This is a genomic window from Streptomyces sp. NPDC101237, from assembly GCF_044767465.1.
Classification (GTDB): domain Bacteria; phylum Actinomycetota; class Actinomycetes; order Streptomycetales; family Streptomycetaceae; genus Streptomyces; species Streptomyces gramineus.
This window is the reverse complement of record NZ_JBIWNY010000026.1, coordinates 39,631-65,697: the sequence shown is the minus strand read 5'-3', so window position 1 is coordinate 65,697 and position 26,067 is coordinate 39,631. Positions and strand designations below refer to the sequence as shown.

The following is a 26,067-nucleotide window of genomic DNA, read 5'->3' as shown; positions in this document are numbered from 1 at the left end:
CAGGCGCGGCGGCACCGGCGCGGGCTGAGACGATGATTCTCAGGTAGGAGCGGCGCCCGGTGTTTTCAGAGGGTGACGACGGCGATGACGGCCGCCACCATGGCCACCGCCACCGCCACACCCACCACCACCGACCACGTCTTGCGCCGGGCGATCCGCCGCACGATCTGCTCCTCGACGGCCGGGCGGAACTCCCAGTCGGCGCCGCGGTAGGGGACGGCGGTCAGGCAGATGTCGGTGATCTCGGCGTACGGGTCGTCCAGCTGCCAGTTGTTGAGCTGCGGCAGCGGGAACCGGCGTCCGTCGAAGTCGTACAGGAAGACGACCCAGTCCGGATACGTCACCCCGGAGCCGCCGCCCGGGACGCGCTCGACCCGGATTCCGTACACCTCCCGCCATGCCCAGGTCCGCGCGCGCAGGGCCCACTGCGCGGTGACACCCTGAGCAGTGATCCGGGTGTGTGCCCGGAACTGGTTCAGCGGGACCATGACGAGGATCACCAGGAACAGCAGCCCGAACCCGAGCGTGCCCCATCCGCGCAGCCCTGTGTCGTCCGTATAGAGCCGTAGGAACGCTCCCCCCATCACCGCGCCCGCCACCAGAAAGTACCGCTTCGGCAGCCTGCGCCGTCTCCGGTACACACGCTCCATGCCCGTCGTCTCCCCCATGGATGCCCCTCCTCCGGCCCGCACCGAACTGGTGTGTGACTGAGGAGAGGATAGGAGATCGTCTCGTGCGGTGAATTGAAGTGAGGAAGCCCTGTAGGCCGCGCCTGCCGCAACGCCTCCTAGCCTGACCAGGCGTCACCGCCACGCGCTGCCTGGCGGCACCTCAGTACAACCGCTGGTGCACCGCGACCACGTCACCGTTCTCGCTCAGCGATCAACGCGCATCCGGAGGCCAAGACCCATGGCTGACGATGTGGTGGAAGATCTTGAATGCTCCCCCAAGGGGCACGGTGTACTCGTCCAGGTACTCATCGTACTGGCCTTGGAGAGAAGGAAGCCGTCGCTCGATCCTCCAGCTCCAGGGTCGACGGCAGGCTCTCCGGGGTCTCCTTCACCATCCATCAGCACCAGCATTACGGGCTTGATGTTGGTCACGAAGGCCAGCCTGCGGCCGGACGAGCTGGTCCGCCAGGTGGCAAGCTCGGCTCCGCCGATTCTCGCCCGGAGAGTCTCCAAAACCATCTAGGGCGAGACCACCGCACTTCCGTCATCGATCGCCCAGGACTCAGCCATGAGCACGACGGTCTCATAGATGGTTTGGGAAACGGGCTCTAGACCGCCGTCAACGTCGACTTCCTCGGCCCCCGCTGGCGACGCTTCGCCGACCCATGAATGTGTCCCCCCGGACCCTGCTTGGCAGTTGGCAGCGTCCAACCGCGGCGGTGGCATCGGAGTGACCGTACGCGGCAGTGAGTCTGCGTGTGCGCCGGTCCTGGCAACGGCGTTCTTCCTGGTAGGACGTGGGATCATCTATGAATGGCTGGGGTGTTCGGTGCCGTGCTGGCTGCTGCGGTCAGCTGTCAGGGTGGGGCGCCGAGTGCAGTGAGTGGATCTCAGGGGTGGGGTATGCCGGACGGTTGGATGGTGCGTGCCGCGGTTGCGGTCTGCGCAGTGGCGATGATGGGTACGGCGGCCGGATGCGGGAGCGACGCCGGCGCCACGGGGAAGTCCCCCGCGGCCCGGAGCGGGTCCGCGAGCGGCAGCGGTTCCGACCCGGTGACACAACGAGAGCTCGACTCCTACGTGTTCCGGCCGAAGGAGGTCCCGGGTGACGAGATCGCAACGATGGCGGGCCGCACGACGAACGGGAAAGAGATGCCTCCCCGGCTGACCGCGGGCAACCTGCCGCGGATCTCGCCGGAGAGCTGTCAGCACATCTACGAGAACACCGAGCGTGACAGCGCCTACCGCCAGTACGCCCTCACCGACAACCTCCTCAGCGGCCATGACGACGTAGAGGTGGCGCTGATCGCGTACCGGCCGGCCGACGCGCCCAAGGTCATCGCCGATCTGCAGGCGGCGCTGCCCCGGTGCACGGCGTATGCAGGACCCGTCGACATGACCGACGGGTTCGAACACCCCAAGGTTCTGCCGGACCCGCACCTGGGTGACCAGGCCGTCGAGTACCGCATCACCGAGAAGATCGACGGCACGGAAGGCACCCTCCGCGCCCCGTTCCACTTCCTGGTGGTGCGCAAAGGGGCCGTCATCGCCTGGTTCATGGCCCAGGGCTTCCCCGGCGAGAAGGCGGACCTGCCCATGGGCGTCATCAACGCCCAGCTCGCGAAACTTCCCTGATCGGCAGTCCAGCACGGTTCCCAGGGCCCCTGTCCCTGTGACCCAAGTCCAGTCCATCCTGAAGGTGGCGGGGCGCATGTCGGGCAGCCGCCCCCACCCGCCTTCTCAGGCCCGCGGGGGTGCCAACCGCTGTTCGGCGCGGCGCTGCTTGTCGGAGTCTCCAGAACGGCGGGCCAGCGCCAGTAGTCGGGCGCGCAGTGGTTCGGGCAGGCCGGCGACGTCCCGCTTCTGGCGCGGGCGGGTCTTCCAGCCCAGCAGATGCCGTAGGGCCCCGGCGTCGTGCGTTTCCTCGGCCCGCGGATCGGCCAAGGCGGCGAGGATGTCGGCGACCGGCACCCTGCCGAGCAGTTCGCCAGGCACGCTTTCGTGGACGGGGTAGCCGGAGTAACGCCCGCTGCCGGATCCGTACCAGTCGAGGAGGGCCAGCACCCGTTCCACCGAGTCGGGGAACGTCAGGTGCAGTCGGTCTGTGAGTTCCGTGAGCAATTCGGGGGAGGGACGGCTGCCGGTTCGGGAGAGATCGAGGATCCGGTCGGCGGTCTCCTCCAGTCCGGCGGGCATCGCGGCCAACCAACTGCGCTCCTGTTCGGCGCTTTCCTCCGCTCGCTGCCGGTCGGCCTGGAACCGCCGCAGGGGGTCGGGCATGCCGTGCCCGTCCAGCCAGGCCCGGACGATGCGGCCGTCGACGAGGACGGCGTCGCTCTCCCACTGCCCCCACCTCAGTGTCGCCCCGTGGTGGAGGACGACGACTGCGAGCCGTCCGCCCTCCCGGTCGAACACCTCGAAGCGGACGTCCCCGAGGCACATGCAGCGGAACCCAGGCAGCGATTCCACGGCCATGGCAGTCCTGAACTGGACCGACTCCGCCGAATCGGAGAGGTCTACCCGGATCCCTCTGACCGTCCCGACCCCGCTCACCGAGCTGACCTGGACCACGTGCGCTTGCTGCAGCACGCTGTCCAGCACGGTCAAGCTGTCCATGAACCAATCCCTCCCCCGCCCGGACCGCACCGCACCGCACAGGCCGCCCGATTCCACCGCAGCTCCGAGCGCCTCGCAACCTGGTTCTTCCACGCCCGAAGTTCCGCGCATAGGGTCTGATGCAGGGTTGGGTGACAGGTTCGGTCACGCGGCTGGGGGCCGGTGTGGTCATTATGGTTTCGAATTCGATGGGGGTCAGCCGGCCGAGTGCGGCTTGTCTGCGGTGTCGGTGGTAGGTCCTCTCGATCCTGGTCACGATCGCGATCCGCAGTTCCACGCGGGTGGTCCAGGTCCGGCGGTCGAGGACGTTCCTCTGCAGCAGGCTGAAGAGGAACTCCATGGCCGCGTTGTCGCGGGCCGCCCCGACTCTCCCTATCGCGCCGGTCATCCGGTGGCGGTCGAGTGCCCGGACGAATTTCCGCGAGCGGAATTGGGACGGATTCAATCGGTCGTCGCAACGCTGGCTGGTGGGAGCGATCGTAGCTGCTTGGTGAATACCTCAGCCGGGCTTTGCCACCAGAGGGTTTTCCGGAGCCGATTGTTGAAGACCGCCGCGACGGCCTGGAGCTCTTCGGTGTTCCAGCGGGGCAAGTCGGTGCCGTTGGGGAAGTACTGGCGCAGTGGGCCGTTGGTGTTCTCGTTCGTCCCGCGTTGCCAAGGGCTGTGGGTGTCGGCGAAGTAGACAGAGATGCCGGTCTCGGCCGTGAATGCGGCGTGCGCGGACAATTCCTTGCCACTTTCCCAGGTGAGAGACCGCCGGAGTTGCTCAGGCAGTGTGGTCATCGTCCTGCCCAGGGCGTTCTTCATCGTGCGGAACTCTTCCGGACAAGGCTTCGACACAGTGACATTCTTCCCACCCGCTCCTCAGGGCAAGCCAGTTCAGATGCCACCCGACCGTGCGGCAGACCCGCTCGCTCCACGGCCGTGTCACTGGCAGCAGGCAGACTGTGCCGCATGGCTTCGGTGACCGCACATGACTATGCCTGGATACGGTCCTCTCCGCTGTTCGCCTACGCACTGGAGAGCGGGTACACCCTGACCCTGTTGCGAGGCGTCGCCCCGAGGGAGGTGTTACAGGTGATGGGGGCCCAACCCCATGGCGTGTGCGCCGGGATGGCCGCATTGATCAAGTGCCAGGACGACCTGGGTGATTCGGCGGACTACTTGGACGGGTCCTTCATCGCGGGAGCATTCACCGTGCCGGGCGAAGACGGTGGCTGGACGCTTGTCCTGCACGTCGCGGACGGGGGTATGGGGATGCAGTCGCGCTTCCTGGAGGCCTTGTCGGACGGCGGCCGCGCTGTGGTGCACTCCAGCAATGGCGGCAAGCCCTTGCACTTTTTCCACTGGTATGAGGACGGCGACCTTCGGACCACCTTCGAGCGGCCCACAGCTAGGGACGGCAGCACTCCCGATGCTCTCAACTCAATGATGGTGGACGTCGGCTTCGCACTGTCGCACGACGAGAGCGAACTGAGCGAACGTGTCGACACGAAGGCGGCCGCCTTCGCCCTTGCTGAGCACCTGACCGGGGTTCGAGTGACGGAGGAACTGCTCCAAGGTGCCGAATACCAACTCGGTTTTGTACCCGAGGAGCCCGCAGACGAGTGGACCGGCATCGTCATCGACATCACCGACGCGCACGGGAAGCGTCTTTACAGGGAGATCACCCGCGACGAGGTCGAGGTCGCTTCGAAACCAGGCCAAAGGATCAAGGCAGCTGATCGTGACTGACTCTGGGGCTAAGACCGATCCTTCCGACTGCTCGAGGTTGGACGCAGCCGCCCTGCGGCTCCGATCCTGATGGGGCGAGGAACCACAGGGCGAAGGGGTGACGCAAAGCGGTCAGGCCTCACTTCACCGGTTCAGTACGTTCAGCCGTAGGCGTCGGACGCCGATCCAACGGTGGCTATGCCGCACCCTTGGCGACGTTCAGGTTGGCGCCGATGATGGAGCCGCCGCCGTTGACGTAGGTAGTGACCCATTGGTACGAGGTGTCCGTGGTCATCGGCTGGAAGATTTGGGTGTAGCACTTGCCGGGCGGCCAGGGCTGTTCCAAAGTCCTGCCGGGTGGGTGAAAGTGCTGGTCACGGCGTGGCACTCAAGGGCGCAAGACCTCAAGTTCGTCCGCGCGACGGTGGTCCTTGGGGCGGCCGAGGGAACGCCGCATGAGGATCAGGTCGTCTAGGTCGGCGTAGAGGATGGCGAAGCCCGCCGGATCGTGGGCGTTGACCGCCCGGACGAGGCAGGGTGCGACGTCCATGTCGCCCCAGGGCAGGTCGGGCGTGCACAGGTCGCCGCTGGCGCCCATGACCTGGTAGTCCACCTGAGGCCGCCTCAGGTCGGGCAGGTCCGCGCAGCACGTGGCGGTCAGGGCTTCGCGCAGGGCGTGCGCCTGTGCGGGCGTACCGTCCCACAGCAGGTCGAGGTCGCCGGTCAGTTCTGCTGAGCCGTGCATGATGCCGGCGACCTGGCCGACGACCACCGCACCTGAACCGGCCTCGTGAAGAGCCCGAAGGAACGGGAACGGATCGAAGCCGAGGGCACCGTCCGTGGCGAACGTACCGACCATGTCATCGGCTTCCTCCGGGCCACGCCCCGTTGCGGCACGTTCCCGGGTAGCGGCCTCAATACGCCGAACGGCCTGACGAAGTCGCAGAACAGCAGTCTCATTCACCCCTCTCATTCAACCGCACGCGCAGCCTGGGCCATTCCGTTGCCGGTCACGGGGCCACCCCGAGGCGGTCGAGGGGACGGGTGAAGGGTTCGTAGGACATCTCGCGGAGGCCCGCGGCGATGCTGGTGTGACCGTTCTCGCGGAGCCTGTTGATGGTGGGGTTGTGCAGGGTGGCCATGTTCTCGGGGCCGTCCCCGATCCGGATCTGGGAAGCGTCCTCGGCGAACGTCGTGTCCCTCACGTGATGGACGGCCTCAATATCCCACTGCGACCGGGCGATACGGCCGATGAACTGCGGTGATGCCTCACGTGCCGTCATATTAGTGATCGCGTAGACGGTCTTCCGGGTGACCTTGCCACTCTTCACGTTGGTGCGGTGCCGCAGGATCTTCCCCGCCTGGACCACGTGGGGAAAGTCCAGACCGAGGCCGATGACGGTGAGCGTGCGCACCGAGCGGGTCTCGCTCCGCCCATGGCCGCGCCCACGGTCGTAGCGACGGGCGGTCACCTCCTGCCACGGCAGGGCCCTGACCGCTGCGTGCAGGTTCGGCTGGTTGCCCTTGACCACCAGCAGGTAGTGCGCCTTCTCCACTTCCACCAGCCATTTCGCGTGCTCGCGCTGGGTGCAGGGCGTCTGCGGTCACCACCGTGCCGGTCAGGTCGAACGGGGCCAGCAGGGCGGTGAACGCGGAGATCTCGTTGGTCTTGTCCGGCACCCGCAGCTGGCTGACCACACGGCCGGTGGCCGTGACTGCGGACAGCAGGTGGGCCGGGAGCGCGGTATCGGTACGCGAGCCGCGGGCGACGGCGGGATCTCACAGGCCGGTGCCGCCTCCTTGAATGTTCAGGCACAGGAGGCGGCACGCACGGCATGGACTCTTGCCGGGACTTCGCGGAACGCTCAGCCCAGTTCGGCGCCCTTCGTCGCGGCCTCTTCCTCCGTACGGGCCTCTCCCGTCGCGAGGGAGCCGCCCGAGCTCTCCAGGTGGGCTCGCACGAACCACTGGAACTGTTCCAGGTCGCGCAGCTGCTCGATCAGCAGGTCTTCGGTCGCGGTGTCGATGTCCCCCGCTTCCTTGATCGCGGCGCGCACGGCCTCGATCACCCCGGTGTACACGAGGTCCAGCGCGCCGAGGTGGGCGATCGCGTCGGCGCGGCCGATGGAGTAGTCGTCCCACGTACGCTCGGCGACCAGGGCACCCGGCGTTCCCTGTGCGACGCCGCCGAGGGCGGCGATGCGCTCCGCGACGTCGTCGGCCATGTCCCGGACTCGGTCCACCTGCGGGTCGATCATCTCGTGGACGGCGATGAAGTGCGGCCCCACCACGTTCCAGTGCACGTGCTTGAGTGTCAGGTGCAGATCGTTGAGCGCGTGCAGGCGAAGCCGGAGCACACCGATCAAACGGCCGGCCGCCTCACGCTCTACACCGGGCACCGTGTACTTCGGAGTCAGGTCCTGCGCCATGGTTTCACCTCGGGTTTCGTCGTATGTGCATGCTTCTGGCACCCGACTTCCCTGGCTCGCCTCGATCAGACATGGGAAAAAGAACCCTGGTCGGGTCGGTCCGGTAACCCGAGCGAGCCGGCCCTGTCGGCAGCGCGGGCGGATGTCGGCCGGGCGCCGCTCCCGGGGGGGTGCTCCCCCGGTGCTCCCCCATCCGGCACCAGTGAGCGCTTCGGCTCGGCTGTGATGGGCACCCGCCCGGACAAGCACGGTTTCGGTGCCACCACCACGCCTGCGTCACCGGGCGAGGAGCGTCATGGACGGCGGGCGGCACCGCACCGTATCTGGAGGTATGAGCAATGTCTGGTTCCGCCGTGTCCGATCCACTGGCCGCTCTGTCTGCCGCGGGGGTGTCGGTATGGCTCGACGACCTCTCCCGCGAGCTTCTCGCCGGCGGCGAGCTCGCGCGGCTGATCGCGGACAAACACGTGGTGGGGGTGACCACCAACCCCACGATCTTCGCCTCCGCGCTGTCCAAGGGAGACCGTTACGACGACCAGCTCCGCCGCCTCGGCGGCACGGGTGCCGGCGTCGACGACGCGGTCTTCGCCCTGACCACCGATGACGTGCGAGACGGCTGCGACGTCCTGCGCCCGGTCCACGAGCGCAGCGGCGGCATCGACGGGCGGGTCTCCATCGAGGTCGATCCGCGGCTGGCGCAGGACGCCGACGCCACCGCCGCTCAGGCCCGCAAGCTGTGGACGGCGGTCGACCGTCCCAACCTGTTCATCAAGATCCCGGCCACCCGCAAGGGGCTGAAGGCGATCACCGCCGTCGTCGCGGAGGGCATCAGCGTCAACGTCACGCTGATCTTCTCCCTGGAGCGGTACCGCGAGGTGATGGACGCCTACCAGACCGGTCTGGAGCAGGCCCTGGATGCCGGGCTCGATCTCTCGGAGATCCACTCGGTGGCCTCGTTCTTCGTCTCACGCGTCGACACCGAGGTCGACCGCCGCCTCGATGCCGCGGACAGTCCGCAGGCCCGGAAGCTCAAGGGCAAGGCGGCGGTCGCCAACGCGCGGCTGGCGTACCAGGCGTTCGAGCAGGTGGTGGCCGAGCCGCGCTGGCAGCGCCTGGCCGCGGCCGGGGCCAACGTCCAGCGTCCGCTGTGGGCGTCCACCGGCGTGAAGAACCCGGACTACCCGGACACGATGTACGTCAGCGACCTGGTCATCGCGGGCACGGTCAACACCATGCCGGGCGCGACACTGACGGCCTTCGCCGACCACGGCACCCTGCCCACCCACGCCCCGACCGCCGAGGACTACGCCGCCGCGGCAGCCCATCTGGCGTCGCTGAAGGACGCGGGTGTCGACTTCGCGGACGTGACCGACACCCTGGAGCGCGAGGGACTGGAGAAGTTCGAGGCCAGCTGGGCCGAGCTCGGGGCCACGGTGGAAGGCCAGATGCGCTCCGGCCCCGGTCCCGCCGCCGGGCCCGCGGGCGGTGGTCCGCACAGCCCCGACCTACTGGCCATCTACCTCAACGACCACTACGCCGGAGCCACCGGTGGCCTGGAACTCTTCCGGCGCGCCGCCGGCACCGAGCGGGACAAGGAAGAAACGGCGGTCCTGGCGGACCTGGCCCACCAGGTGGAGGAGGACCGGCACACGCTGGCGCAGGTGATGGCCGACCTGGGCGTGTCCGTCGACCACACCAAGGCCGCTCTGGGCTGGGTCGCGGAGAAGGTCGGCCGCCTGAAGACCAACGGCTTCCTGTTCTCCCGCTCCCCGCTCAGCGACGTCCTGGAAACGGAGGCCATGCTTCTGGGCGTCCGGGGCAAGGCGGCGGGCTGGCGCACCCTGCGCGCCCTGGCCGACACCGACCGGCGCCTGGACGCCGCGCGGCTGGACGTCCTGTTGGAACGCGCGGAAGGCCAGAGCACGGCCCTGGAGAAGCTGCGGGTCGCGGCAGTCACCCGCGCGCTCGCCCCGCGCACCACGGGCACCACGGGCACCACGGGCACCACGGGCACCACGGGCACCACGGGCACCACGGGCACCAGCTGATCAACTCCGCGAAGGTCTCCCCCGCGCCGTGGCGCAGGCGCGAGATCGTCGCGGCTCACCGAAGGGCGCCCCTCACGCGGACCGCCGCCGAGAGGCCGCCCCATGCAGACAGCAGCTTGCTGATTTCCGCATCACCGGCTTGACGAAGGAGCAACGGCATGGCGAGTGAACAGTCCTACGGCACAGCGGGACGCGACGGATCCCTGGCCCTCCCGGTGGCGGAGCGGGCCGGATGGGACGAGGTCGACGTGCGGGCCGTGGACACCGTACGGCTGCTGGCGGCCGACGCGGTGCAGAAGGTCGGCAACGGTCATCCGGGCACCGCGATGAGCCTCGCGCCCCTGGCTCACCTGCTGTTCCAGAACGTGATGCGGCACGACCCGCACGACGACCAGTGGCTGGGCCGGGACCGGTTCGTGCTGTCCTGCGGGCACTCCAGCCTGACCCTGTACATCCAGCTGTACCTGGCCGGCTACGGCCTGGAGCTCTCCGACCTGGAGGCGTACCGGACCTGGAACTCGGCCACCCCCGGCCATCCCGAGCACCGCCACACCCGCGGAGTGGAGATCACCACCGGGCCGCTGGGCCAGGGCCTGGCCGGCGCGGTCGGCATGGCCATGTCGGCCCGCCGCGAGCGCGGCCTGCTGGATCCGGACGCGGAGCCGGGCACCAGCCCCTTCGACCACCACGTCTACGTCATCGCCTCCGACGGCGACCTGATGGAGGGCGTCACCGCCGAGGCCGCCTCCCTGGCCGGCCACCAGAAACTCGGCGATCTGACCGTGTTCTACGACTCCAACCACATCTCCATCGAGGACGACACCAACATCGCCTTCAGCGAGGACGTGCCCGCCCGCTTCGCCGCCTACGGCTGGCACGTGCAGACCGTGGACTGGACCAGCACCGGCGAGTACGTCGAAGACGTCGACGCCCTGCTCGCCGCGACGCGGGCGGCCCGGGAGGAGACCGACCGGCCTTCGCTGATCATGCTCCGTACGCTGATCGGCTGGCCCGCCCCGAACAAGCAGAACACCGGCAAGGCCCATGGTTCCGCGCTGGGCGAGGACGAAGTGGCCGCCACGAAGAAGCTGCTGGGCTTTGACCCCGCGGCGCACTTCACCGTCGAGGACGACGTCCTGGCCCGCACCCGGCAGGCGGCCGAGCGTGGCCGCCAGGCGCACGCGGAATGGGACGAGACGTTCGCGGCATGGCAGAGGGCCAATCCGCGGCGCGCCGAGCTGCTGGCCCGGCTGCAGAAGCAGGAGCTGCCCGACGGCTGGACCGACGCGCTGCCCTCCTTTCCCGCCGACGCCAAGGGAATGGCCACCCGGGCCGCCTCGGGCAAGATCCTCAGTGCGCTCGCGCCCGTCCTGCCGGAGCTGTGGGGCGGATCGGCCGACCTGGCGGGAAGCAACAACACCACCATGGACGGCGAGCCGTCGTTCGTCCCCGCCGACCGTCAGACCAAGGACTGGAAGGGCGGCCCCTACGGACGGACGTTGCACTTCGGCATCAGGGAACACGCCATGGGCGCGATCCTCAACGGCATCGCCCTGCAGAGCCTCACCCGCCCCTACGGCGGCACCTTCCTGACCTTCTCCGACTACATGCGACCTGCCGTACGCCTGGCCGCCCTCATGCGGCTGCCCGCGACCTACGTCTGGACCCATGACTCCATCGGCCTGGGCGAGGACGGCCCCACCCACCAGCCCGTCGAACACCTGGCCGCACTGCGCGCCATCCCCGGTCTGGACGTGATCCGGCCCGCCGACGCCAACGAGACGACCACCTGCTGGCAGACCGTCCTGGAGCACACCGACCGGCCCGCCGGCCTGGTCCTGAGCCGGCAGAATCTACCGGTCCTGGACCGCGACAGCGGCGAATACGCCCCCGCCCGGGGAGCGGCCCGCGGCGGTTACGTCCTCGCGGACACGGCCGACGGAACGACTCCCGAGGTGATCCTCGTGGCCACCGGCTCCGAGGTCCACATCGCCCTGGAGGCCCGCGCGCTGCTGGCCGGGCAGAACGTCGCAGTGCGGGTGGTGTCGATGCCGTGCCGAGAGTGGTTCGCCGCCCAGCCGCAGAGCTACCAGGACTCCGTGCTGCCTCCGTCCGTCCGGGCCCGCGTCAGTGTCGAAGCCGCGGTGGCACAGGGGTGGCGCGAGATCGTCGGCGACGCGGGGCGGGTCGTCAGCCTCGAACACTACGGCGCCTCCGCCGACTACCAGCGCCTCTACGACGAGTTCGGCATCACGCCCGAGGCGGTCACCGCGGCCGCCCTCGACAGCATCGCCGACGCTCGGCGCGGTGTCCGCCCGGGCGGACACCAGCACACCTCGGCACCCGCCGAAGGAGGCACCGGCGACCGCCGATAGCCCTTCGTCCCGGCAGCGGTGACACAGGACCGGCCGGCGCGAACACATCCGCATTCAGCCTCCCGTCCTCAGCGGCCTGACCGCGGGGACGGGGCGAACAGCGCGCAGGGCGGCTGCGGCGGCGCCCCCCCCTGCTGCGAGCACGCGGTTCGCCGCTGTCGGCTCTCCGCCGGGCTGCTCACCGGGACGGTGGGCAGCCCGGCGGAGACCGGCCCCCAGCGTCGTCAGTCGTCGGTCACCGTGATGTGCAGGGGTCCGCCGGGCACAGGCAGGCCGAGGCCGCTGGGGTAGCCGTACTGGCTGTGCAGGTCACCCGCGTCCGTGAGCGTGAAACCGACCGTGTAGACGCCGGGCCTGAGGCCTTCGTACAGGGGCACCAATAGCTTGAGCGAACCGTCGGGGACGGAGCTGACGCCGCCGGACATGCCGCCGACCGACTCCCCGTTCGCGTCGTACACGGTGAGGCTGAAGCGGTTGACGCCTACGAACGACGTCACGTCCAGGGTCAGTACGGCGTTGCGCCGCAGGGTACTGGCGGGGACGGACGTGACGTCGAGCGAGGCCGAGTTCACCACCGGTGCCGCCGTGTCCGGGATCTGGGTGGCGACCAGGTCCAGCGGCGGCCCGTGGAAGTCCGTACCGTACGCCGCGGTGTCACCGGCACCGTCGGTGATGCCGATCCCCGTGACCGCGCACTTCCGGGTGTAGACCGGCGGCGCAGTGCCCGCCACCGAGATCGAGCCGTCGGCCGCGATCTCGGGGTTCTCCGTGATCGACCCGCCGCACCCGTCCAGCAGCACCGTCACGGAGGCGATCCCGTCACGGAAGCCGGACGGTTTCATGGTGACCGCGAGCCGCGCGACGCCGTTCCAGTTGTTGTACTGCCCGGGGCTGATGGCGAAGTCACTCGCCCGTACCGTGCCGTTCTGCGTGACGTGCACCGGGTCCTGGGACAGGCGCCGGGACACGCTGACGGTTCCCGAGGCGTCGGTCAGGCTGAGCCGCGAGATGGACCAGGAGCCGGCGGGGGCGCCGGCGGGGATGGTGACGTCGACGGTGCACCAGACGTCGTGGCTGTCGTAACCGGGGTAGTCCCCGCACTGCAGCGAGCCGTCGGTGTTCGGCACCAGCCGGAACGTTCCGCTCGCCGTAGCGCCCTGCGGGCCGGCGAGGACAAGCCGCCCGCGGAAGAACCCTGACTGGTCGTCGGTGATGTTCAGCCGGTAGCGGGCGGTGACGGAGGCATCGGCGTTGTACAGGTACTCGGGCTGGTCCAGTACCTGTCCGAGCTGGTCGTACGCCGGCCCGGTCGAGTCGACAAGGTGCGTGGCGGTGAACGCCGCCCCGTACCGGGCCAGTCCCTGCCGCCCCACGGCCAGCGTGCCGCCCTGGTCGTCCCTGGCCGCGGCCTTCACCACGGCCCACTGGGCACTGGGCTGCGCGGCGTACTGCGGTACGGGGAAGGCGTAGCTGTAGTGCGCGGACGCCATGGTGCCGTCGACCGGGTTCGCCTGGTAGGGCCACTCCGGCTGGAACGAGAACGTCAGGGCCTGCGGCGCGCCGACAAGACGTCCGTCGGTCCCGACCTGCTGGACGGTGAGGGACCCGAGCACGTCGGTGGCCGCCGTGTCGCCGTCCTGGACCGTCCAGTCGATCGTGACCGTGCCGTCGCCGGAGGAGGCGTCGACGGTGCTCGACTCGACGGACAGCGCCGTCAGCTTGAGCCCGACCGCCTGCTGCCCGTCCTCCGCCTGCGCCGGTCCGGCCACCAGCGTTCCGAGCAGCATCCCTCCCACGGCGGCGGCGAGCAGTCCGGATCTCCACGGTCTCTTCCTGACCTTCACGACGAGAGCCCCTCCCTGGACGGAAAAATCTTGCTGAGCGGAGGGAGGCTAACAGCGCGGGTCGCTCGGGGCCGCCTGAATTAACGCTGCCCAGGGTTGAGTTGACGTTTGGTCAGGTCTACGGCCGCCTGCTGCAGCGTGGTCGTTTCGCTATGGCCGCAGCGGTCTTCGACCCGGATCCCAGCTTCTGCCTCTGGTTCGTCGAGCCGACGGTCTACGCGTTTGGGACGCCGCCGTGTGATGGCCACGCTGGTCGACCGTCTACGGCTCGGCACGGACACTGAGCGAGCGGGAGCCGGGCGGGCCTACGCCGAGCAGCACATCCGTCGCTGGGCCGCAGCGGCAGGCCACAGCACGCTCTGAGCCCGGCCGGCGCTCCCCGTCGGGGATTTCGGGGCAGTCACTAGGTGTATTGACCCGAAGCGTTGCTCACACGGCTGATCGGTGGGTGGCCGCCGAGTGCGGTGTGGCAGCGGTGGTGGTTGTAGGTGTGCAGAAAAGTCTGCCAGGGCCGCGGTCCGCTCGTCGTTGCTCATGTAGGGCCGCAGGTAGGCCCACTCGCCGAGCAGGGTGCGGTTGAAGCGTTCGACCTTGCCGTTGGTCTGGGGCCGGTAGGCGCGGGTGAGCTTGCCGGCCGCGCCGAGGTCGGCCAGTGCCTGCCGCCAGGCAAAGCTTTTGCGGTAGGGCCAGGCGTTGTCGGTCAGGACCCGTTCGATGCGGTCGATGCCCGAGGCTGCGAAGAAGGCTGCGGCCCGGCGCAGGAAGCCGGCGCAGGTGGCAGCCTTCTCGTCGCCGTGGATCTCGCTGTAGGCGCGGCGGGTGTGGTCGTCGACGGCGGAGTGGACGTAGTCGAAGCCCACGCCGCTGCGGGTGGCGCGGCCGGCCTGGCGGCCCAGGACCTTGTGGCCGCCGCCGTCCGGGATCCGGCCGAGCTTCTTGACGTCCACGTGGACCAGTTCGCCGGGGCGGTCGCGTTCGTAGCGGCGGATGACCTGGCCGGTGGGCCGGTCCAGGTGGGCCAGGCGGTTCAGGCCGTGCCGGGTGAGGATGCGGTGGACGGTGGAGGCGGGCAGGCCCAGGACGGGGCCGATGCGTGCCGGGCCGAGTTTGCGTTCCTGCCGCAGCCGGCAGACGCGGGCCTCCACGGCCGCCGGGGTGCGGTGCGGTGTCGTGCGGGGGCGGCTGGATCGGTCGGCCAGGCCCGCCTCGCCCTCGTCCCGCCAGCGGCGGACCCACTTGTGGGCCGTGGCACGGGAGATCCCCACCTCGGCGGCCACATGAGCGACGGGACGGCCTGCGCAGACACGCTCGACGAGCAGGCGCCTGCCGTGAACGGTCAGCCGGGCATTACGGTGGGACACGAAGACCTCCGTGCGGTGTGTTCCTAGACAGCTCCACCACATCGGAGGTCTTCGCCATGTTCAAGACCCGCAAGTGTCAACAACGCTCGTGATCAATACAACTAGGGCCTGTCTGACAAAGATCATGTCGCTGACTGGCGGAGCCAGAGAATGAGTGAGGCAAGGTGCAGTCCCGCGCGGTAGCGGGTGGCGAGCTTGTCGAATCGGGTGGCGACCGCGCGGAACTGCCTGAGCCGGTTGAAGCAACGCTCGACGACGTTTCGGCCCTTGTATGCCTGCTTGTCGAAGCCGGGCGGGCGGCCGCCTTGGGAGCCCCGACGGAGCCGGTTGGCGACCTGGTCGGTGCGCTCGGGGATTATGGCGGCGACACGGCGGCGCCGGCACCAGGCCCGGATCGCACGGGAGGAATATGACGCTTATCCGCGTGGGATGTCTTGTCCGCCAGGACGCGATCGGGTCGGGTGCGTGGCCGGCCGTGGCCGGTGCGGGGGACACGGATGGCGTCCAGCACCGCCTCGAACATGGTGGAGTCGTTGACGTTGCCCGCGGTGAGCACGATCGACAGCGGCAGGCCACGGCCGTCAACCGCCAGGTGGACCTTCGTGGTCAGTCCGCCCCTGGACCGACCGAGGGCTTGCTGCGCCGCCGAGCGTTCCGGATCTTCCAGTTCGTCCCCGCCCGCATCCCCCTTTTGCGGGCCCCCGCGGCGTGCTGGTGGGCACGGTTGACGGTGGAGTCCACCGACCCCGTCCACTCCACCGCGCCCACCGCGTCGTCGCGGACCTGAACGTGCTCTAGCAACTTTGCCCAGGGCTCGTCAGTCTTCCAGCGGGCGAAACGCTCGTAGACGGTCTGCCAGGGCCCATACCGCTCGGGCAGATCCCGCCACGGCGCCCCCGTCCGCAGCCGCCACAGCACTCCGTTGACCACCTGCAGGTGATCACGCCACGGACGCCCCCGCCCGTCAACACCAGGCAGCAGCGGGGCTATCCGCACCCACGCCGCATCCGTCAGCTCACCTCGGCCAGTCACAAGATCAATTATCGGAGGAGACCGGATACGGATCGGACACCGGGTTCGGCACGAAAAGGCTCAGCCGGTAGGTGGTCGGCTGGATCAGGCGCCCACAGAGGGTGTCCATCCGAACCGCCGTCCAGTCGATCTGCCGGTCCGTCGCTCGGAGACGGTGGATGTGAGCGCGCCACTCCGACTCGTCCTGGGTCTCGAAGAGCACTTCCCAGCAGCCTGCGTCAGACGCGAAACGAGCAGCAGCGCGCCGCATTTCGCCTTGTTGCTGGCGCTTTCTCTTCCGCTGTCCTGGCATCGGCCCAGCATTGCTGGACCTCCGCCATCGCGGCAAGACCATCACCCGCCACCCAAGATCAACACGACGTTGATCTTTGTCAGACAGCTCCTAGTCGTCCTGCCCCGCCGTTGGAAAGTCGAGCGCACGATCAGCTGGTGCATGAACGCCCGCCGCAACGCACGCGACCACGAACGCCTCCCGCAGCACCCTCCGAAGCGCACCCGAACTGAGCACTCATCACCACGATGACCAGGCGCCTCACCCGCAAGAACCCGCGAACCAGCCAATTGACGAAGAAGCACACCACCGACGGAAGGACGTCCAGTTGAACGGATGCCCGGTCTGGCGCGTCAGTCCAAGATCTGCGTCAGCTCGCTCCGGCTTGGTGAGTGAATGAGGCGGCCGTGCGCTCCGTTGACGATCGGCATGTAGGGCGGGACGTGACCGCATTCGATGTCGGCGATGATCGGCACGTTCAGACAGCCCAGAGCATCGAGGACGGCTTCGTGCTGGCTGAGGGAACTGTTCTTCGGCGCGCCGGTACGGCCGACGAGAACGGCGTTCGCGCGGTCAAAGAAGCCAGTGAGCCTCATACCGTGCAGGTTCCGGCAGATGGTGAAGGCGTCGTCACCGGCTGCTTCCACATACACCAGCAGCCCGTCGGGGGAATCGTTGCGGGCAAAGGCCGAGACGTCGAGGTAGGACGATCCCGCGAGATTGCACAGTGTCTCGATGCAGCCGCCGATCAGCCGTCCCTCGGCCTCGACGTCGGCGCTGCCGTCGAGCCGGGTCCACGTGCCCGGGGAATCGAGGGTGTATTCGCGTACTTCGGGGAACGCGGCGAAGTCGTCGAAGCCCGTCGTCCGGTGGCGACCAGGCGGGGTCTGCGTGAACCGGTGGCCCAGGGGCGCGGCGACTATGTCGAGCCATGACAGCAGTCCCTCGGACACTCGGTAGGGCGTGTCCATGAGGTTGTTGCCGTGGACGGTCGCCATTCCTGTGAGAAGAGTCAGTGGTGTGATGAGGGTCGAGATGTCAGAGAACCCGACGAGCCAGGTCGGCTCTGTTTGACGCAGTTGGTCCCAGTCGAGCAAGGGGATCAGGTCGATCGCGGTCTCTCCGCCCCACGGCGGCACGATGGCCCTGATGGTGGGGTCGGTCAGCATCGACATCAGTTCACTCGCGCGGTCGGCAGCCGAAGCACTGACATGCCCGGAGCCGTCCATGCACTGCCCGACGACGACCTCGTATCCCCGGGCTTGTACGTCACGGACGGCGACGTTCAGCCTCTCGCGCAGTTCCTTCCTGACTCCGCTCGACGGAGCGGTAACACCGACACGGTCACCGGGGCGCAGAGGGCGCGGGTATCGAACTGACATGCGCCGAATTTTGGCACAGCGTCGTACCCAGATGACAGCGAGTTCTGATGTGCTCCAAACGACCAGGAAGCCAGTTCACCAGCTTCGAAAACACCTAATCAGAGTGATGGCGCGACGGCTGCTCCGGTTTGTGTGTCCACGATCTCGATAGTGGACACGTGCGCGGCCAGCTCGGGGAACGGGTGCAGAAGACTGACTGCCTTACCCAGAGCGTGACCGCCCAGCCCCGATACCAGTGTGCAGTGAGGAACCCAAACCCCAGGGCGGAAGTGGCCCCAAGGACCGCCGCCGTCAGCGGTCATCGACGAGTGGACGGCGGCGTGTGCCTCCAGCAGCGGCTGTGTGACCGTGACACCGAGGAACAGGATTCCTTGTGGCCCTGCGAAGGCGCCGACCAATTCCATGCGGAGGTCAAGACGTTGTCGAGCAATCCGCCTGGTAAGAGAGGAGTCACTCAAAGTGATGGCCTCGGCGACTGCGAGGGAGATATGCGGCCGATGCCTGGGAGAGGTGGAGGTGGCTTTACCTGCCAGTCCGTGATGAGCCAGTTGGTCGCGCAGTTCGTCGATCGCAACGTTTGCGGCGGCATCGAGGAACATCACCAGTGCTTGAGCCATGGAGCCCAACCATGCCAGGGGACTCTGGCGGTGACGAAGGCTTTTCTGGGGACGCGGACCTGCCCCTGGGGCCTGGCGGTCCCGTCCGGAAGCTTCCCGCCCTGGAAGCCGATGACCTGCGGTCGGTCGTAACTCACGCAGCTCCGCAGGCTATAGATTTCCGTCCCGACGCATCGATTCAGAGCGTCATCGGAGTCAACCCCGCTCGATTCCCAAACCTGGCGTGCCGATGATCAGGTTTCGAAAACAGGCACTCAGCTTGTCGTTTAACGTCCTTCCGCTTTGGTGCGGGGTTCCGGCGCTGCTCGCAGGGTGTCCAACCATCGCTGGCAAACGGCAAGGGTGACGGGTTCGAACAGCTCGGGTGTCGAGACTTCGACGAGGAACTGGGTCAGCAGGTCCCGATGTCCTTCGTCGATGTCCACTCGTTCCTCGAAGTGCACCGCTTGGGCCCAGTCGATGAGCTCGCTGGGACTGGCGAGTCCAGTGGCGACCTTCTCCAAGGCGGCGGTGTGATCACGACGGAGGGTGACGGTCGCTGTCGGGTCGCCGTGCCGGGCGGCTTCGATGAGTTCGGAGAGCTCACCGTTCCAGTGCACGAGGCCTTCAAGGGGTTGGCGTCCGGTCGCATCCACCGTGCCATCCTGCTTGACGGCTCCGTCATTGGACAGGGGTGGCCTTCCATCAGACCGCAGTCCGGGTGACACGTCGAGGTTTGGTGCCGACCTTGTGGTGAGCGGGGCGGCTGTATGTTTCGCCGGCCGCAAGGACTCGGCCCACGTCATGGCGGAGAGCCGGGCGGCGGTTCTTCGAGCCCGGCGGCCGACCGGGCCCGGCCTTGGACGGTTTCGGTGCACAGGCTGGAGAGCCAACCTTCGCGCGGAGGTTTCTGAACCCCCGCCGAACCCGGGCCGGCGTCAGCCTGTTCGGTGGGGCCGGCTTCTCCCAGGGCCGCCTCAGGTCGCTGGTAAGCGGGCGGGCCAGCCGGAGCTGGGCATAAGCCGCGACCACCAGCCATGTCCACCGATCGGCCGCCTCCGACTTACGGAGCCGGGCTTTCGTCCAGCCGAGTGTCTGCTTGAACAGGCGAAACGTGCTCCAGGTCGAAGCGTCGGAGGAAGGACTGCCAGCAGCGGTCTACGTCCGCCTCGGTGGCGCCGGTGCCCGACCACCACAGCCAGACCGGCTTGTTCACCCCGCCGCTGGGCAATTTCTCCACGACCAGCCGGAGGACGGTGCCCCTCGATGACGGGCAGCGGTCCGTCGTGGTAGATCCAGGCCGCCCGGCGGGTCAGCCGCGGGTGCAGCCGGTCCCACGCCTGCGCGGTCGCCTTCCCATAGAGGCGGGTGTCCGTCATCGTCACGGCCTGCTCGACGTCCCAGGTGCTGGGGTCCCCAAAGACGAACCCTCCGCCTTGCTTGGGCGGACGGCCGCCCTTGGGGTCATAGACCCGCGGCGATGTGGGTCAGCGCATCACGCGGTCCGAGCGGAGACGGCCGAGGATCTCGGCAGGAAGCCCGGCCAGCAGGTGAGCGATGCGCGGTGCGTCGTATCCGGCGTCGAGCACGACCAGGAGCGCCGGGTCGCCTTCCTGCCACTGGCCAGCGGCAATGAGCCACTCCACGACCTCACGGATCTGGACGGTGGTGACCGAAGCGACGTCGGCGCCGGGCTCCAAACGGAGCGCGTCCACCACCACCGTCCAGGAGGACGGAGCCAAAAAGACCGCTCAGCAAAGGCGTTGGCGTCAGGCCGCAGCCACGGCGAGACATCCATTGCCAGCACGAGCCGACCGTCCGCCGCCCTCGGCAGCGGCATCCAGGCCAAGGCCATGACGCAGTCGGGCGACATCGATCTGTCCCCGGTTGAGCCCGGCATATAGAGCTCCGTGCCCGCGGCGGTGTTCAGGCGCGAGCGCGAGATCGACCAGCGTCCGTACCGGCCCGTCCGTGCACAACAAGGCGTCGCATAGCTCGAACAACGCGTCACCTCGCGCGGTCAGACACGCGTACAGCTCCCACCGGAAGTGTGACACTTCCGCGAACGCATCCCGCAGGACACCCTGACGCACCAAAGGTGACCGTTGACCTACGCCGTCACCGCCGTAGGCCCCAATTCACCGGGCCGCAGATCACAGATGCAGTACGTCGGGCACGAGGACCCGGTCGGGTGGGCCGACAGCGACTGCACCGCCCAGGTCGACCGGGTCCTCTGGTGGTGTGGGTGGCGGCGAGCCCGAACCGAGGTCCAGTAGCGGGGTGTCAGTCAACTTGCCTGACCGGTAGGCATGATGGTGACCTGCTGGAGATTCACGCGCGGGGGCAGCGAGGCGAGGAAGCCGACGATCTCGGCGATGTCCTGCGGGGTGAGCCAGTCCACCGTCTCCTTCGAGCCTTCGAGCCATTGGAGGGCGCCGTCGTCGGTGACGTGGCTCTGCAGCTCCGTGCCGACGATGCCCGGCTCGATCGCGGAGACCCGGACCTTCTTCGGGCCCAGCTCGGTTCGCAGGGTACGCGACAGGTGGGTGACGTAGGCCTTGGTTCCCGAGTAGACCGCGAAGTTGGGGAAGATGTTTTGCGCGGCGATCGAAGAGGTGTTGATCAGGTCGGCCACCCCGCGCTCGCCCGCGGTCCTGACCAGCTGCGGGACGAACGAGCCGATCACATTCATCAGTCCGGTCACGTTCAGGTCGATCTGACGCTGCCATTGGTCGGTGGCCCGTTCCTCCACCGGGGCCGGAAGCATCACGCCCGCGTTGTTGAACAACAGATCCGCGCCGCCGAAGTCGGACTCCACCCGGTCCGCGGCAGCCTGCACGGCCGCGGCGTCGGTGACATCGGCGCCGATCGCCAGCGCGGTCCCGCCGTTCCCCTCGATCCGGGCGACCAGGTCCTCCAGGCGGCCCGCCCGCCGCGCGAGGACGACGACCTTCGCCCCCAGGGACGCCAGGTGTTCGGCGGATGCCTCGCCGATACCGCTGGAGGCGCCGGTGACCACCGCGACGCGGCCGTCGAGAGGCTGTACTGGGGCAGTGGACATGGTGACGGGCCTTCCAGGGGTGACGGAGCTGGGGCGGAATCGGGGCTCAGGGCCGCTTTCCGGTCCCCAGCAGACCACCGGGTCGCCGTTCGCGCGTGGCGCCGTACCGACCGGGCCGCGACGGGGCCACCAGGACCACCCGCTCGGACCGCAGACGGCGGGGGCGGGGGCGGCCGGCACGGTCGGCGCCGGGCTCAGCGCTTCGCTTTCAGTCTTGTGTGTCGTCGCGTGTCGTCGCGTGCCGGGGCGGTGCCGTACCGGTTGATCGCGCGCCGCAGTTCGTCGCGTTCGGCTTCCGGGAGTTCCGTGCCCTGGGCGAAGGCCAGGATGTTCTCGGCAACCGTGCGCATCTTGGTGTTCGTGCGCTGGGATACGTCGCGCAGTGCACGCCAGGCTTCCTCGGGAGGCATGCGTCCCATGGCCACGATCGCGCCGATGGCCTGGTCGACAAGAGCGTGGGAGGTGACCGCCTGGTGCAGCTGGCCGCACTCGACGGCAAGCCGCTCGTTCTCCCGCGTCAGGTCGGTGCTGGACCGCAGCACCAGAGGCTGTGACGCCGAGATCGCGAAGAAGGCCATGAGTCCCCTCGGCAGGAAGCGAGTGTCACCGGTCGAGACACCAAGTGCCCTGACCGCGACGCCGTACACAGCCCTGTCCTGGCCGTACAACCCTTGTGCGCGGCCGACAGCACACCATCGGCGGCGATGATCGGACCATGAGTCCGAGGCGCGGCGCGGCACGAAAGCGGCGGCCGGCGACGCTCTGGCCCGGTTGGGCGGGGTGTCCGCGCGGTCAGGTGCGGCGCAGGCATCTGGAGGGCACCTGGCCTCCAGGCACGACTCGCCACAGGGTGCCGCCGCCGCACTCGGGGTACTGGGACCAGCCGCCCCGGCCGCCCGCGATCACGCACGATGTCACCCGCTCGCCTTTGCGCAGGTAGCGCACGATCGGTGCACGCGTGCTCGCCACCGGGCCCTCGTTCCAGGCGGGCTTTCGCACCGCCGCCCGCTGGACCGCTGTCCACGTCGACCGGCACAGCGCTGCTCTCGGCGCCGCCGATGCGGCGGGTGCGGACGGGGCGGCGGACACGAGGGTGGCGATGACGACGGCAGCGGCTGCGGCCATGGTGAGCAGACGTCGGATCAGGTGCATACGCGGTCCAACTCCCCGTCAGACCGGACCGGTCACGCACGCACCCTCAAGATCACTCTTCCCGGGGACGCGCCGGGCAGCTTGTCTGCCTGCCCGGCCAATGGAGCGGGCTCCATCCGTCCGCGCTCCCCGCCGCGCGACCTGGGAAGCGGTTCGTGGTCAGGAAGCCGGCCGGTCGGTGGCAGCCGGGCCGATCGCCCCTGCCCGAACTTCTCCCGGATCCGGTCGGCCGCCGTTTCCGCGGCCAGGCGTGTCTGCCGGGCGGTATCGAGGCTGAGTTGTTCGGCAGCCCGGGCTCCGTCGACGAGATCCCCTGCGCGCAGCGCGAGAGCGGTCAGGCGGCCGCGGTGCGGTCCTGCGGTGTCCATGAGCTGGTAGGTCAGCCGGCACACGTTGTCCTCGTGTCCGGACGGCTCCGCGAGGCGACGGGTCTTCTTTATCGAACATTTAATCGAACACGTGAATGCCGACCAGCCAGGGCGACGCCCGCCGCCGCCTCACCGTCGAAGCGGTACCCGCCTGCCCCGGCCTGCCCGACCCGACACCATCCTCGCCGTCGGCCACGCGGGGCAGATCCCCCTTGCTGACCTTGCCCGTCACCGCTTGCTCCCCTCACCCGCGCGTGGCAGCACTCGACTCACGCGCGCGTGGCAGCACTCGACGCCGTACGCGGAACCGCGCCAGGAGTTCCTAGGCGTCGGCGCCTGCCCGGGACTGGCGCTCGCCGCGGTAGGGGCCGTGCCAGTCGAGGCAGACCACGGTGGCGTCGTCGCTCAGGGGCCCGTTGCAGGCGTCGGTGACGGCAGCGGTCAGGATGCGAACCACCTCGCGAGGGTGTTCGCCGGCGCTGGCGGCCACCAGTCCCGGCAGGTCGACGGCTGACGCCTGCCGCTCCCGCATCCCGTCCGTGTAGAGGATCAGCCGGTCGCCGCTGCGCAGCGCGAGGTCCTGGACCGGGTGGGGCTTCTCGGAGGGGACTCCGAAGGGCAGGCTGACCTGCAGGGGCACCTCCTGGACGCGTCCAGCGCGCAGCCGCAGCGGCCACGGGTGTCCGGCGTTGACCAGCCGCGCCTGGCCGCCGTCGAGCGGAATGCGCAGCAGCAGGCCGGTGGCGAACGAGCCGCGGCCGTGATGGAGGAGGGCCTGGTGGATGTGGCGGGCCTGCTCGGCCAGGTCGGCCTGGGCGCGACGGGCGCCGCGGGAGGCGTTGACCAGGAGGGTGGCCATGAGGGAGGCGTCGACGTCGTGGCCCATGGCGTCGGTGACGGACAGATGCAGGGTGTCGTGGTCGAGGCTGTAGTCGTAGGTGTCGCCCGCGATGCTGTCCGCGGGTACCAGCGCGGCGGCCAGCGTGAACTGCGCGGCCTCGCAGGACGCGGCGGTGGGCAGCAACTGGCGTTGGATCTCCGCGGCGAGGCTGACCGGCGTGGTGCGCTGCCCCCACTGGTAGAGGTCGGTGAAGCGCCGATCGGTGACGACGATGTAGGCCAGCGCGTGCGCGGCCTCCTCCACCTCGCCCAGCACCTCCTTGTCCGCCCGGGACATGTACAGCTCCAGCACACCGAGCGTGTCCCCGCGGTTGGTGACCGGTGCCAGCACCCGGTGCCCGCGCCCGCCGTCCGCCGTCGCGATCAGGCGCTGGGTACGCAGAACCTCGTCGTAGACGGTGCCCACCAGCGGAATCTGCTCGGCGCCGCGCCCCTGTTGCGTGTCCGCCTTCTCCGTGACCCGCACCAGCTTGCGGCCGACCACGTCCATGAACAGGAACGACACGGATCGCGCCCCGAACCGCTCCCGCAGGCTCCGCGCCACCACGTCCAAGGAGGCCACCGGCGCAGCGTTCTCCGCCGCTGCCAGCACCTGCGCCAACCCGAACCGTTCATCCGCCACGACAGCCTCCCTTTGCTCCATCCCCTTCCGGCTTCCCCCAACAGTCCCGGGCATCACGTCAGTCCGGGCATCACCGTGGGCAGGCACCAGGTCCACGCCGCAAGGCGGAAGGGAAGCGGTCAGTACCGGGCGCCGACGGGGGCGGGGACGGCGTCCAGAGCGGCGAGAGCGGCGGCGGACAGCTCCAGGTCCGCTCCTCCGGCGTTGTCGGCAAGGTACTTCAATGTCTTGGTACCGGGGACACGGCGAAGTGACCACCACCGGACGGACTCTCCGCGACCGCCTCCTCCGGGCCCCCCCCCCCGCTGATCTCGGCGAGCATCCGGTCCGCGACGACCGCGGCCGAGTGCCGGGCAGGACGGTGACGCGGTACTCACGGCGGCCCGGCGGGGTGTCTGCCGCACGCCAAGGTGCCAAGGCGGCGCCGGCCTGATTCGCTGGTATTCACAGCTTCCTCCATGAAGGCGAGGCCCAGCCGTGAGCACTGAAGAGACGCACGCGCGGCTCCAGCAGATGCGCGAGAAGGCCCGGCAGCTGGCTGACGCAGCGGAGCACACGAGTGATCCCCAAGAGCGGCAGAGGCTCCAGGAGAAGTCCCGCAGGCTGGAATCCCGGTCCGAACAGGAGAGCGCCATGCGGAGCGGGGACATCTATCCCCTGGAGTAGACCGACCGCTGTCGCGTGTCCGATCCCGGGCGTGGGGCCGCGCTCGGAGGACTCATCGGTCCGTCGCGACCCACCGGTGACGTGGGCCGAAAGACTTCGGCCGGATTCATGGCCGGATCCCGCCTGCCGGACGACCGGCACGTCCCAGCTGGGTATCTCTCCGGCAGGTACGTCGGTGCACGCGGGGTGGGAGGAGCCGACCCGGGTGGCATGGAGGGGACCAGAGGCCGAGAGGGAACCGTCACGCCGTAGCCGGCGGCGACTCGCGATCCGTGCACTGCGCGACGAAGGCCGTTACGGCCCCAGCCTGCGCGAGGTGATGCCCGCGTTCGCGGGCGTCGCGGTGGTGGTGTGCGGGGTGGTGGCGGGGGTCGCGGAGGCCTACCGCGCGTTGGGGGCCGGTGTGCCCGTGGCGGCGCTGGTGCTTCTCGCCGTCGCCGCCCCGGTCGCGGTCCGGCGCCACCGTCCGCTGGCCCGGCGTCGTCTGGGCCACTACACACCCGAGGAGCTCGCGGACCTGGACACGGACGGGCTCGTCCTGGCGGTGTCCCGGATGCTGCGCCGGGACGGCTGGAAGGTTCTCCCGCCGCTCACCGGGCAGGACCGGCCACGGGTGCGTGCGAGGAACGGTCAGGGTCACCGCATAGAAGTGGCCTTCCGCCCGGTGGCCGAGCCGCTGCCCGACGAAGAGCCCGCGCGGTCCGCGCGCCGGAAGGGCACCTCTCTGCGGCTCGTGGTGCACCGAGGGACCTTCAGTCACCGCGACGTCCAATGGGCACGGCGCCAGGGCGACATCCAGCTCATCGACGGCCCACGGCTGAGGAGTTGGGCGCACGGCACCCCCTTGAACCGACTGACCGACGCCTCGTGATTTCCCGACCGCTCCGGGGACGCCGGAGCCGTCTCGCGGTTGCGTGCATCCGTAGGCCTCGCCTGGCAAGAAGAGGGTGTGCAGGAGCT

20 protein-coding genes and 6 pseudogenes are annotated in these 26,067 nt (G+C 69.0%); 7 read left to right on the top strand and 19 right to left on the bottom strand.

The genetic code is table 11. From position 1 onward, the window contains the following. Positions 1 to 65: 65 nt before the first annotated feature. Positions 66 to 668 carry a PH domain-containing protein gene (locus tag ACIRQ9_RS31720; protein WP_404181173.1) on the bottom strand — a complete coding sequence of 201 codons (603 nt, stop codon included), beginning with the start codon at positions 666 to 668 and terminating at the stop codon, positions 66 to 68. A 1,056-nt stretch (positions 669 to 1,724) separates the two neighbouring features. On the opposite strand from ACIRQ9_RS31720, the gene ACIRQ9_RS31715 reads away from it, so the two are divergent. After that, positions 1,725 to 2,306, top strand: a complete 582-nt coding sequence (locus ACIRQ9_RS31715; RefSeq protein ID WP_404181169.1) for a hypothetical protein — start codon at positions 1,725 to 1,727, stop codon at positions 2,304 to 2,306. Between the two features lie 105 nt (positions 2,307 to 2,411). Here ACIRQ9_RS31715 and ACIRQ9_RS31710 read toward each other — a convergent pair whose 3' ends face one another. The 3 genes and pseudogenes from ACIRQ9_RS31710 to ACIRQ9_RS31700 all read right to left on the bottom strand — a co-directional run. Next, entirely contained in the window at positions 2,412 to 3,287 is an 876-nt protein-coding gene (locus ACIRQ9_RS31710; protein ID WP_404181166.1) for a hypothetical protein, read from the bottom strand. 163 nt (positions 3,288 to 3,450) lie between these two features. Then, positions 3,451 to 3,723, bottom strand: a pseudogene (locus ACIRQ9_RS31705) (IS3 family transposase); the annotation flags it as partial. A gap of 5 nt (positions 3,724 to 3,728) precedes the next feature. Beyond that, a pseudogene (locus ACIRQ9_RS31700) lies at positions 3,729 to 4,097 on the bottom strand (IS30 family transposase); the annotation flags it as partial. A gap of 144 nt (positions 4,098 to 4,241) precedes the next feature. Between ACIRQ9_RS31700 and ACIRQ9_RS31695 the strand changes: the two are divergent. Next, the gene (locus ACIRQ9_RS31695) at positions 4,242 to 5,021 is read left to right on the top strand and encodes a DUF6461 domain-containing protein (RefSeq protein WP_404181163.1); all 780 of its coding nucleotides are present in this window, start codon (positions 4,242 to 4,244) and stop codon (positions 5,019 to 5,021) included. Between the two features lie 367 nt (positions 5,022 to 5,388). On the opposite strand, the gene ACIRQ9_RS31690 is transcribed toward ACIRQ9_RS31695, so the two are convergent. The 3 genes from ACIRQ9_RS31690 to dps all read right to left on the bottom strand — a co-directional run bounded on the left by ACIRQ9_RS31690 (position 5,389) and on the right by dps (position 7,429). Further along, positions 5,389 to 5,859 carry a hypothetical protein gene (locus ACIRQ9_RS31690; protein ID WP_404181160.1) on the bottom strand — a complete coding sequence of 157 codons (471 nt, stop codon included), beginning with the start codon at positions 5,857 to 5,859 and terminating at the stop codon, positions 5,389 to 5,391. A 151-nt stretch (positions 5,860 to 6,010) separates the two neighbouring features. After that, on the bottom strand, positions 6,011 to 6,562 hold the full coding sequence (locus ACIRQ9_RS31685) for an ISAs1 family transposase (protein WP_404181157.1): 552 nt from the start codon (positions 6,560 to 6,562) through the stop codon (positions 6,011 to 6,013). 303 nt (positions 6,563 to 6,865) lie between these two features. Beyond that, a complete protein-coding gene (gene dps, locus ACIRQ9_RS31680; RefSeq protein WP_404181154.1) occupies positions 6,866 to 7,429 on the bottom strand; it encodes a DNA starvation/stationary phase protection protein Dps in 564 nt (187 codons plus the stop codon). Between the two features lie 353 nt (positions 7,430 to 7,782). Here dps and tal point away from each other — a divergent pair. Beyond that, positions 7,783 to 8,880: pseudogene (gene tal / locus ACIRQ9_RS31675) on the top strand (transaldolase); the annotation flags it as partial. Between the two features lie 755 nt (positions 8,881 to 9,635). Further along, the gene (gene tkt, locus ACIRQ9_RS31670) at positions 9,636 to 11,852 is read left to right on the top strand and encodes a transketolase (RefSeq protein ID WP_404181151.1); all 2,217 of its coding nucleotides are present in this window, start codon (positions 9,636 to 9,638) and stop codon (positions 11,850 to 11,852) included. 224 nt (positions 11,853 to 12,076) lie between these two features. On the opposite strand, the gene ACIRQ9_RS31665 is transcribed toward tkt, so the two are convergent. From ACIRQ9_RS31665 to ACIRQ9_RS31650, 4 genes and pseudogenes are all read right to left on the bottom strand, one after another. Further along, a complete protein-coding gene (locus tag ACIRQ9_RS31665; RefSeq protein ID WP_404181148.1) occupies positions 12,077 to 13,696 on the bottom strand; it encodes a hypothetical protein in 1,620 nt (539 codons plus the stop codon). 403 nt (positions 13,697 to 14,099) lie between these two features. Beyond that, positions 14,100 to 15,057 (bottom strand): annotated as a pseudogene (locus ACIRQ9_RS31660) (IS481 family transposase). 122 nt (positions 15,058 to 15,179) lie between these two features. Beyond that, positions 15,180 to 16,089, bottom strand: a pseudogene (locus ACIRQ9_RS31655) (IS5 family transposase). A gap of 4 nt (positions 16,090 to 16,093) precedes the next feature. Then, the gene (locus ACIRQ9_RS31650) at positions 16,094 to 16,291 is read right to left on the bottom strand and encodes a hypothetical protein (RefSeq protein WP_404181145.1); all 198 of its coding nucleotides are present in this window, start codon (positions 16,289 to 16,291) and stop codon (positions 16,094 to 16,096) included. Between ACIRQ9_RS31650 and ACIRQ9_RS31645 the strand changes: the two genes are divergently transcribed. Then, complete coding sequence (locus tag ACIRQ9_RS31645) at positions 16,244 to 16,612, top strand: transposase (protein ID WP_404181142.1); 369 nt, start codon at positions 16,244 to 16,246, stop codon at positions 16,610 to 16,612. The two genes, ACIRQ9_RS31650 and ACIRQ9_RS31645, sit on opposite strands and share 48 nt — an antisense overlap. Before the next feature lie 101 nt (positions 16,613 to 16,713). On the opposite strand, the gene ACIRQ9_RS31640 is transcribed toward ACIRQ9_RS31645, so the two are convergent. The 8 genes and pseudogenes from ACIRQ9_RS31640 to ACIRQ9_RS31605 all read right to left on the bottom strand — a co-directional run bounded on the left by ACIRQ9_RS31640 (position 16,714) and on the right by ACIRQ9_RS31605 (position 24,462). Then, on the bottom strand, positions 16,714 to 17,742 hold the full coding sequence (locus tag ACIRQ9_RS31640) for a S66 peptidase family protein (protein WP_404181140.1): 1,029 nt from the start codon (positions 17,740 to 17,742) through the stop codon (positions 16,714 to 16,716). Positions 17,743 to 17,840: 98 nt separating this feature from the next. Continuing rightward, a complete protein-coding gene (locus ACIRQ9_RS31635) occupies positions 17,841 to 18,359 on the bottom strand; it encodes a 2'-5' RNA ligase family protein (RefSeq protein WP_404181137.1) in 519 nt (172 codons plus the stop codon). Between the two features lie 266 nt (positions 18,360 to 18,625). After that, positions 18,626 to 18,994: a hypothetical protein gene (locus ACIRQ9_RS31630; protein WP_404181134.1), complete on the bottom strand. Its 369-nt coding sequence runs from the start codon at positions 18,992 to 18,994 to the stop codon at positions 18,626 to 18,628. Positions 18,995 to 19,043: 49 nt separating this feature from the next. Next, a pseudogene (locus ACIRQ9_RS31625) lies at positions 19,044 to 20,434 on the bottom strand (transposase). A 191-nt stretch (positions 20,435 to 20,625) separates the two neighbouring features. Next, a complete protein-coding gene (locus ACIRQ9_RS31620) occupies positions 20,626 to 21,399 on the bottom strand; it encodes an SDR family oxidoreductase (RefSeq protein ID WP_404181132.1) in 774 nt (257 codons plus the stop codon). A 194-nt stretch (positions 21,400 to 21,593) separates the two neighbouring features. Further along, positions 21,594 to 21,977 (bottom strand): ANTAR domain-containing protein, encoded by a 384-nt coding sequence (locus ACIRQ9_RS31615; protein ID WP_404181129.1) that lies wholly within the window; start codon positions 21,975 to 21,977, stop codon positions 21,594 to 21,596. A 214-nt stretch (positions 21,978 to 22,191) separates the two neighbouring features. Then, complete coding sequence (locus ACIRQ9_RS31610; RefSeq protein WP_404181127.1) at positions 22,192 to 22,551, bottom strand: hypothetical protein; 360 nt, start codon at positions 22,549 to 22,551, stop codon at positions 22,192 to 22,194. Between the two features lie 690 nt (positions 22,552 to 23,241). Beyond that, positions 23,242 to 24,462: a PP2C family protein-serine/threonine phosphatase gene (locus tag ACIRQ9_RS31605; RefSeq protein WP_404181124.1), complete on the bottom strand. Its 1,221-nt coding sequence runs from the start codon at positions 24,460 to 24,462 to the stop codon at positions 23,242 to 23,244. A gap of 456 nt (positions 24,463 to 24,918) precedes the next feature. Here ACIRQ9_RS31605 and ACIRQ9_RS31600 point away from each other — a divergent pair, with 456 nt between their 5' ends. Both ACIRQ9_RS31600 and ACIRQ9_RS31595 read left to right on the top strand, forming a co-directional pair. Further along, the gene (locus ACIRQ9_RS31600; RefSeq protein ID WP_404181121.1) at positions 24,919 to 25,107 is read left to right on the top strand and encodes a DUF6381 family protein; all 189 of its coding nucleotides are present in this window, start codon (positions 24,919 to 24,921) and stop codon (positions 25,105 to 25,107) included. Positions 25,108 to 25,426: 319 nt separating this feature from the next. Next, the gene (locus ACIRQ9_RS31595) at positions 25,427 to 25,978 is read left to right on the top strand and encodes a hypothetical protein (protein ID WP_404181339.1); all 552 of its coding nucleotides are present in this window, start codon (positions 25,427 to 25,429) and stop codon (positions 25,976 to 25,978) included. Positions 25,979 to 26,067 lie beyond the last annotated feature (89 nt).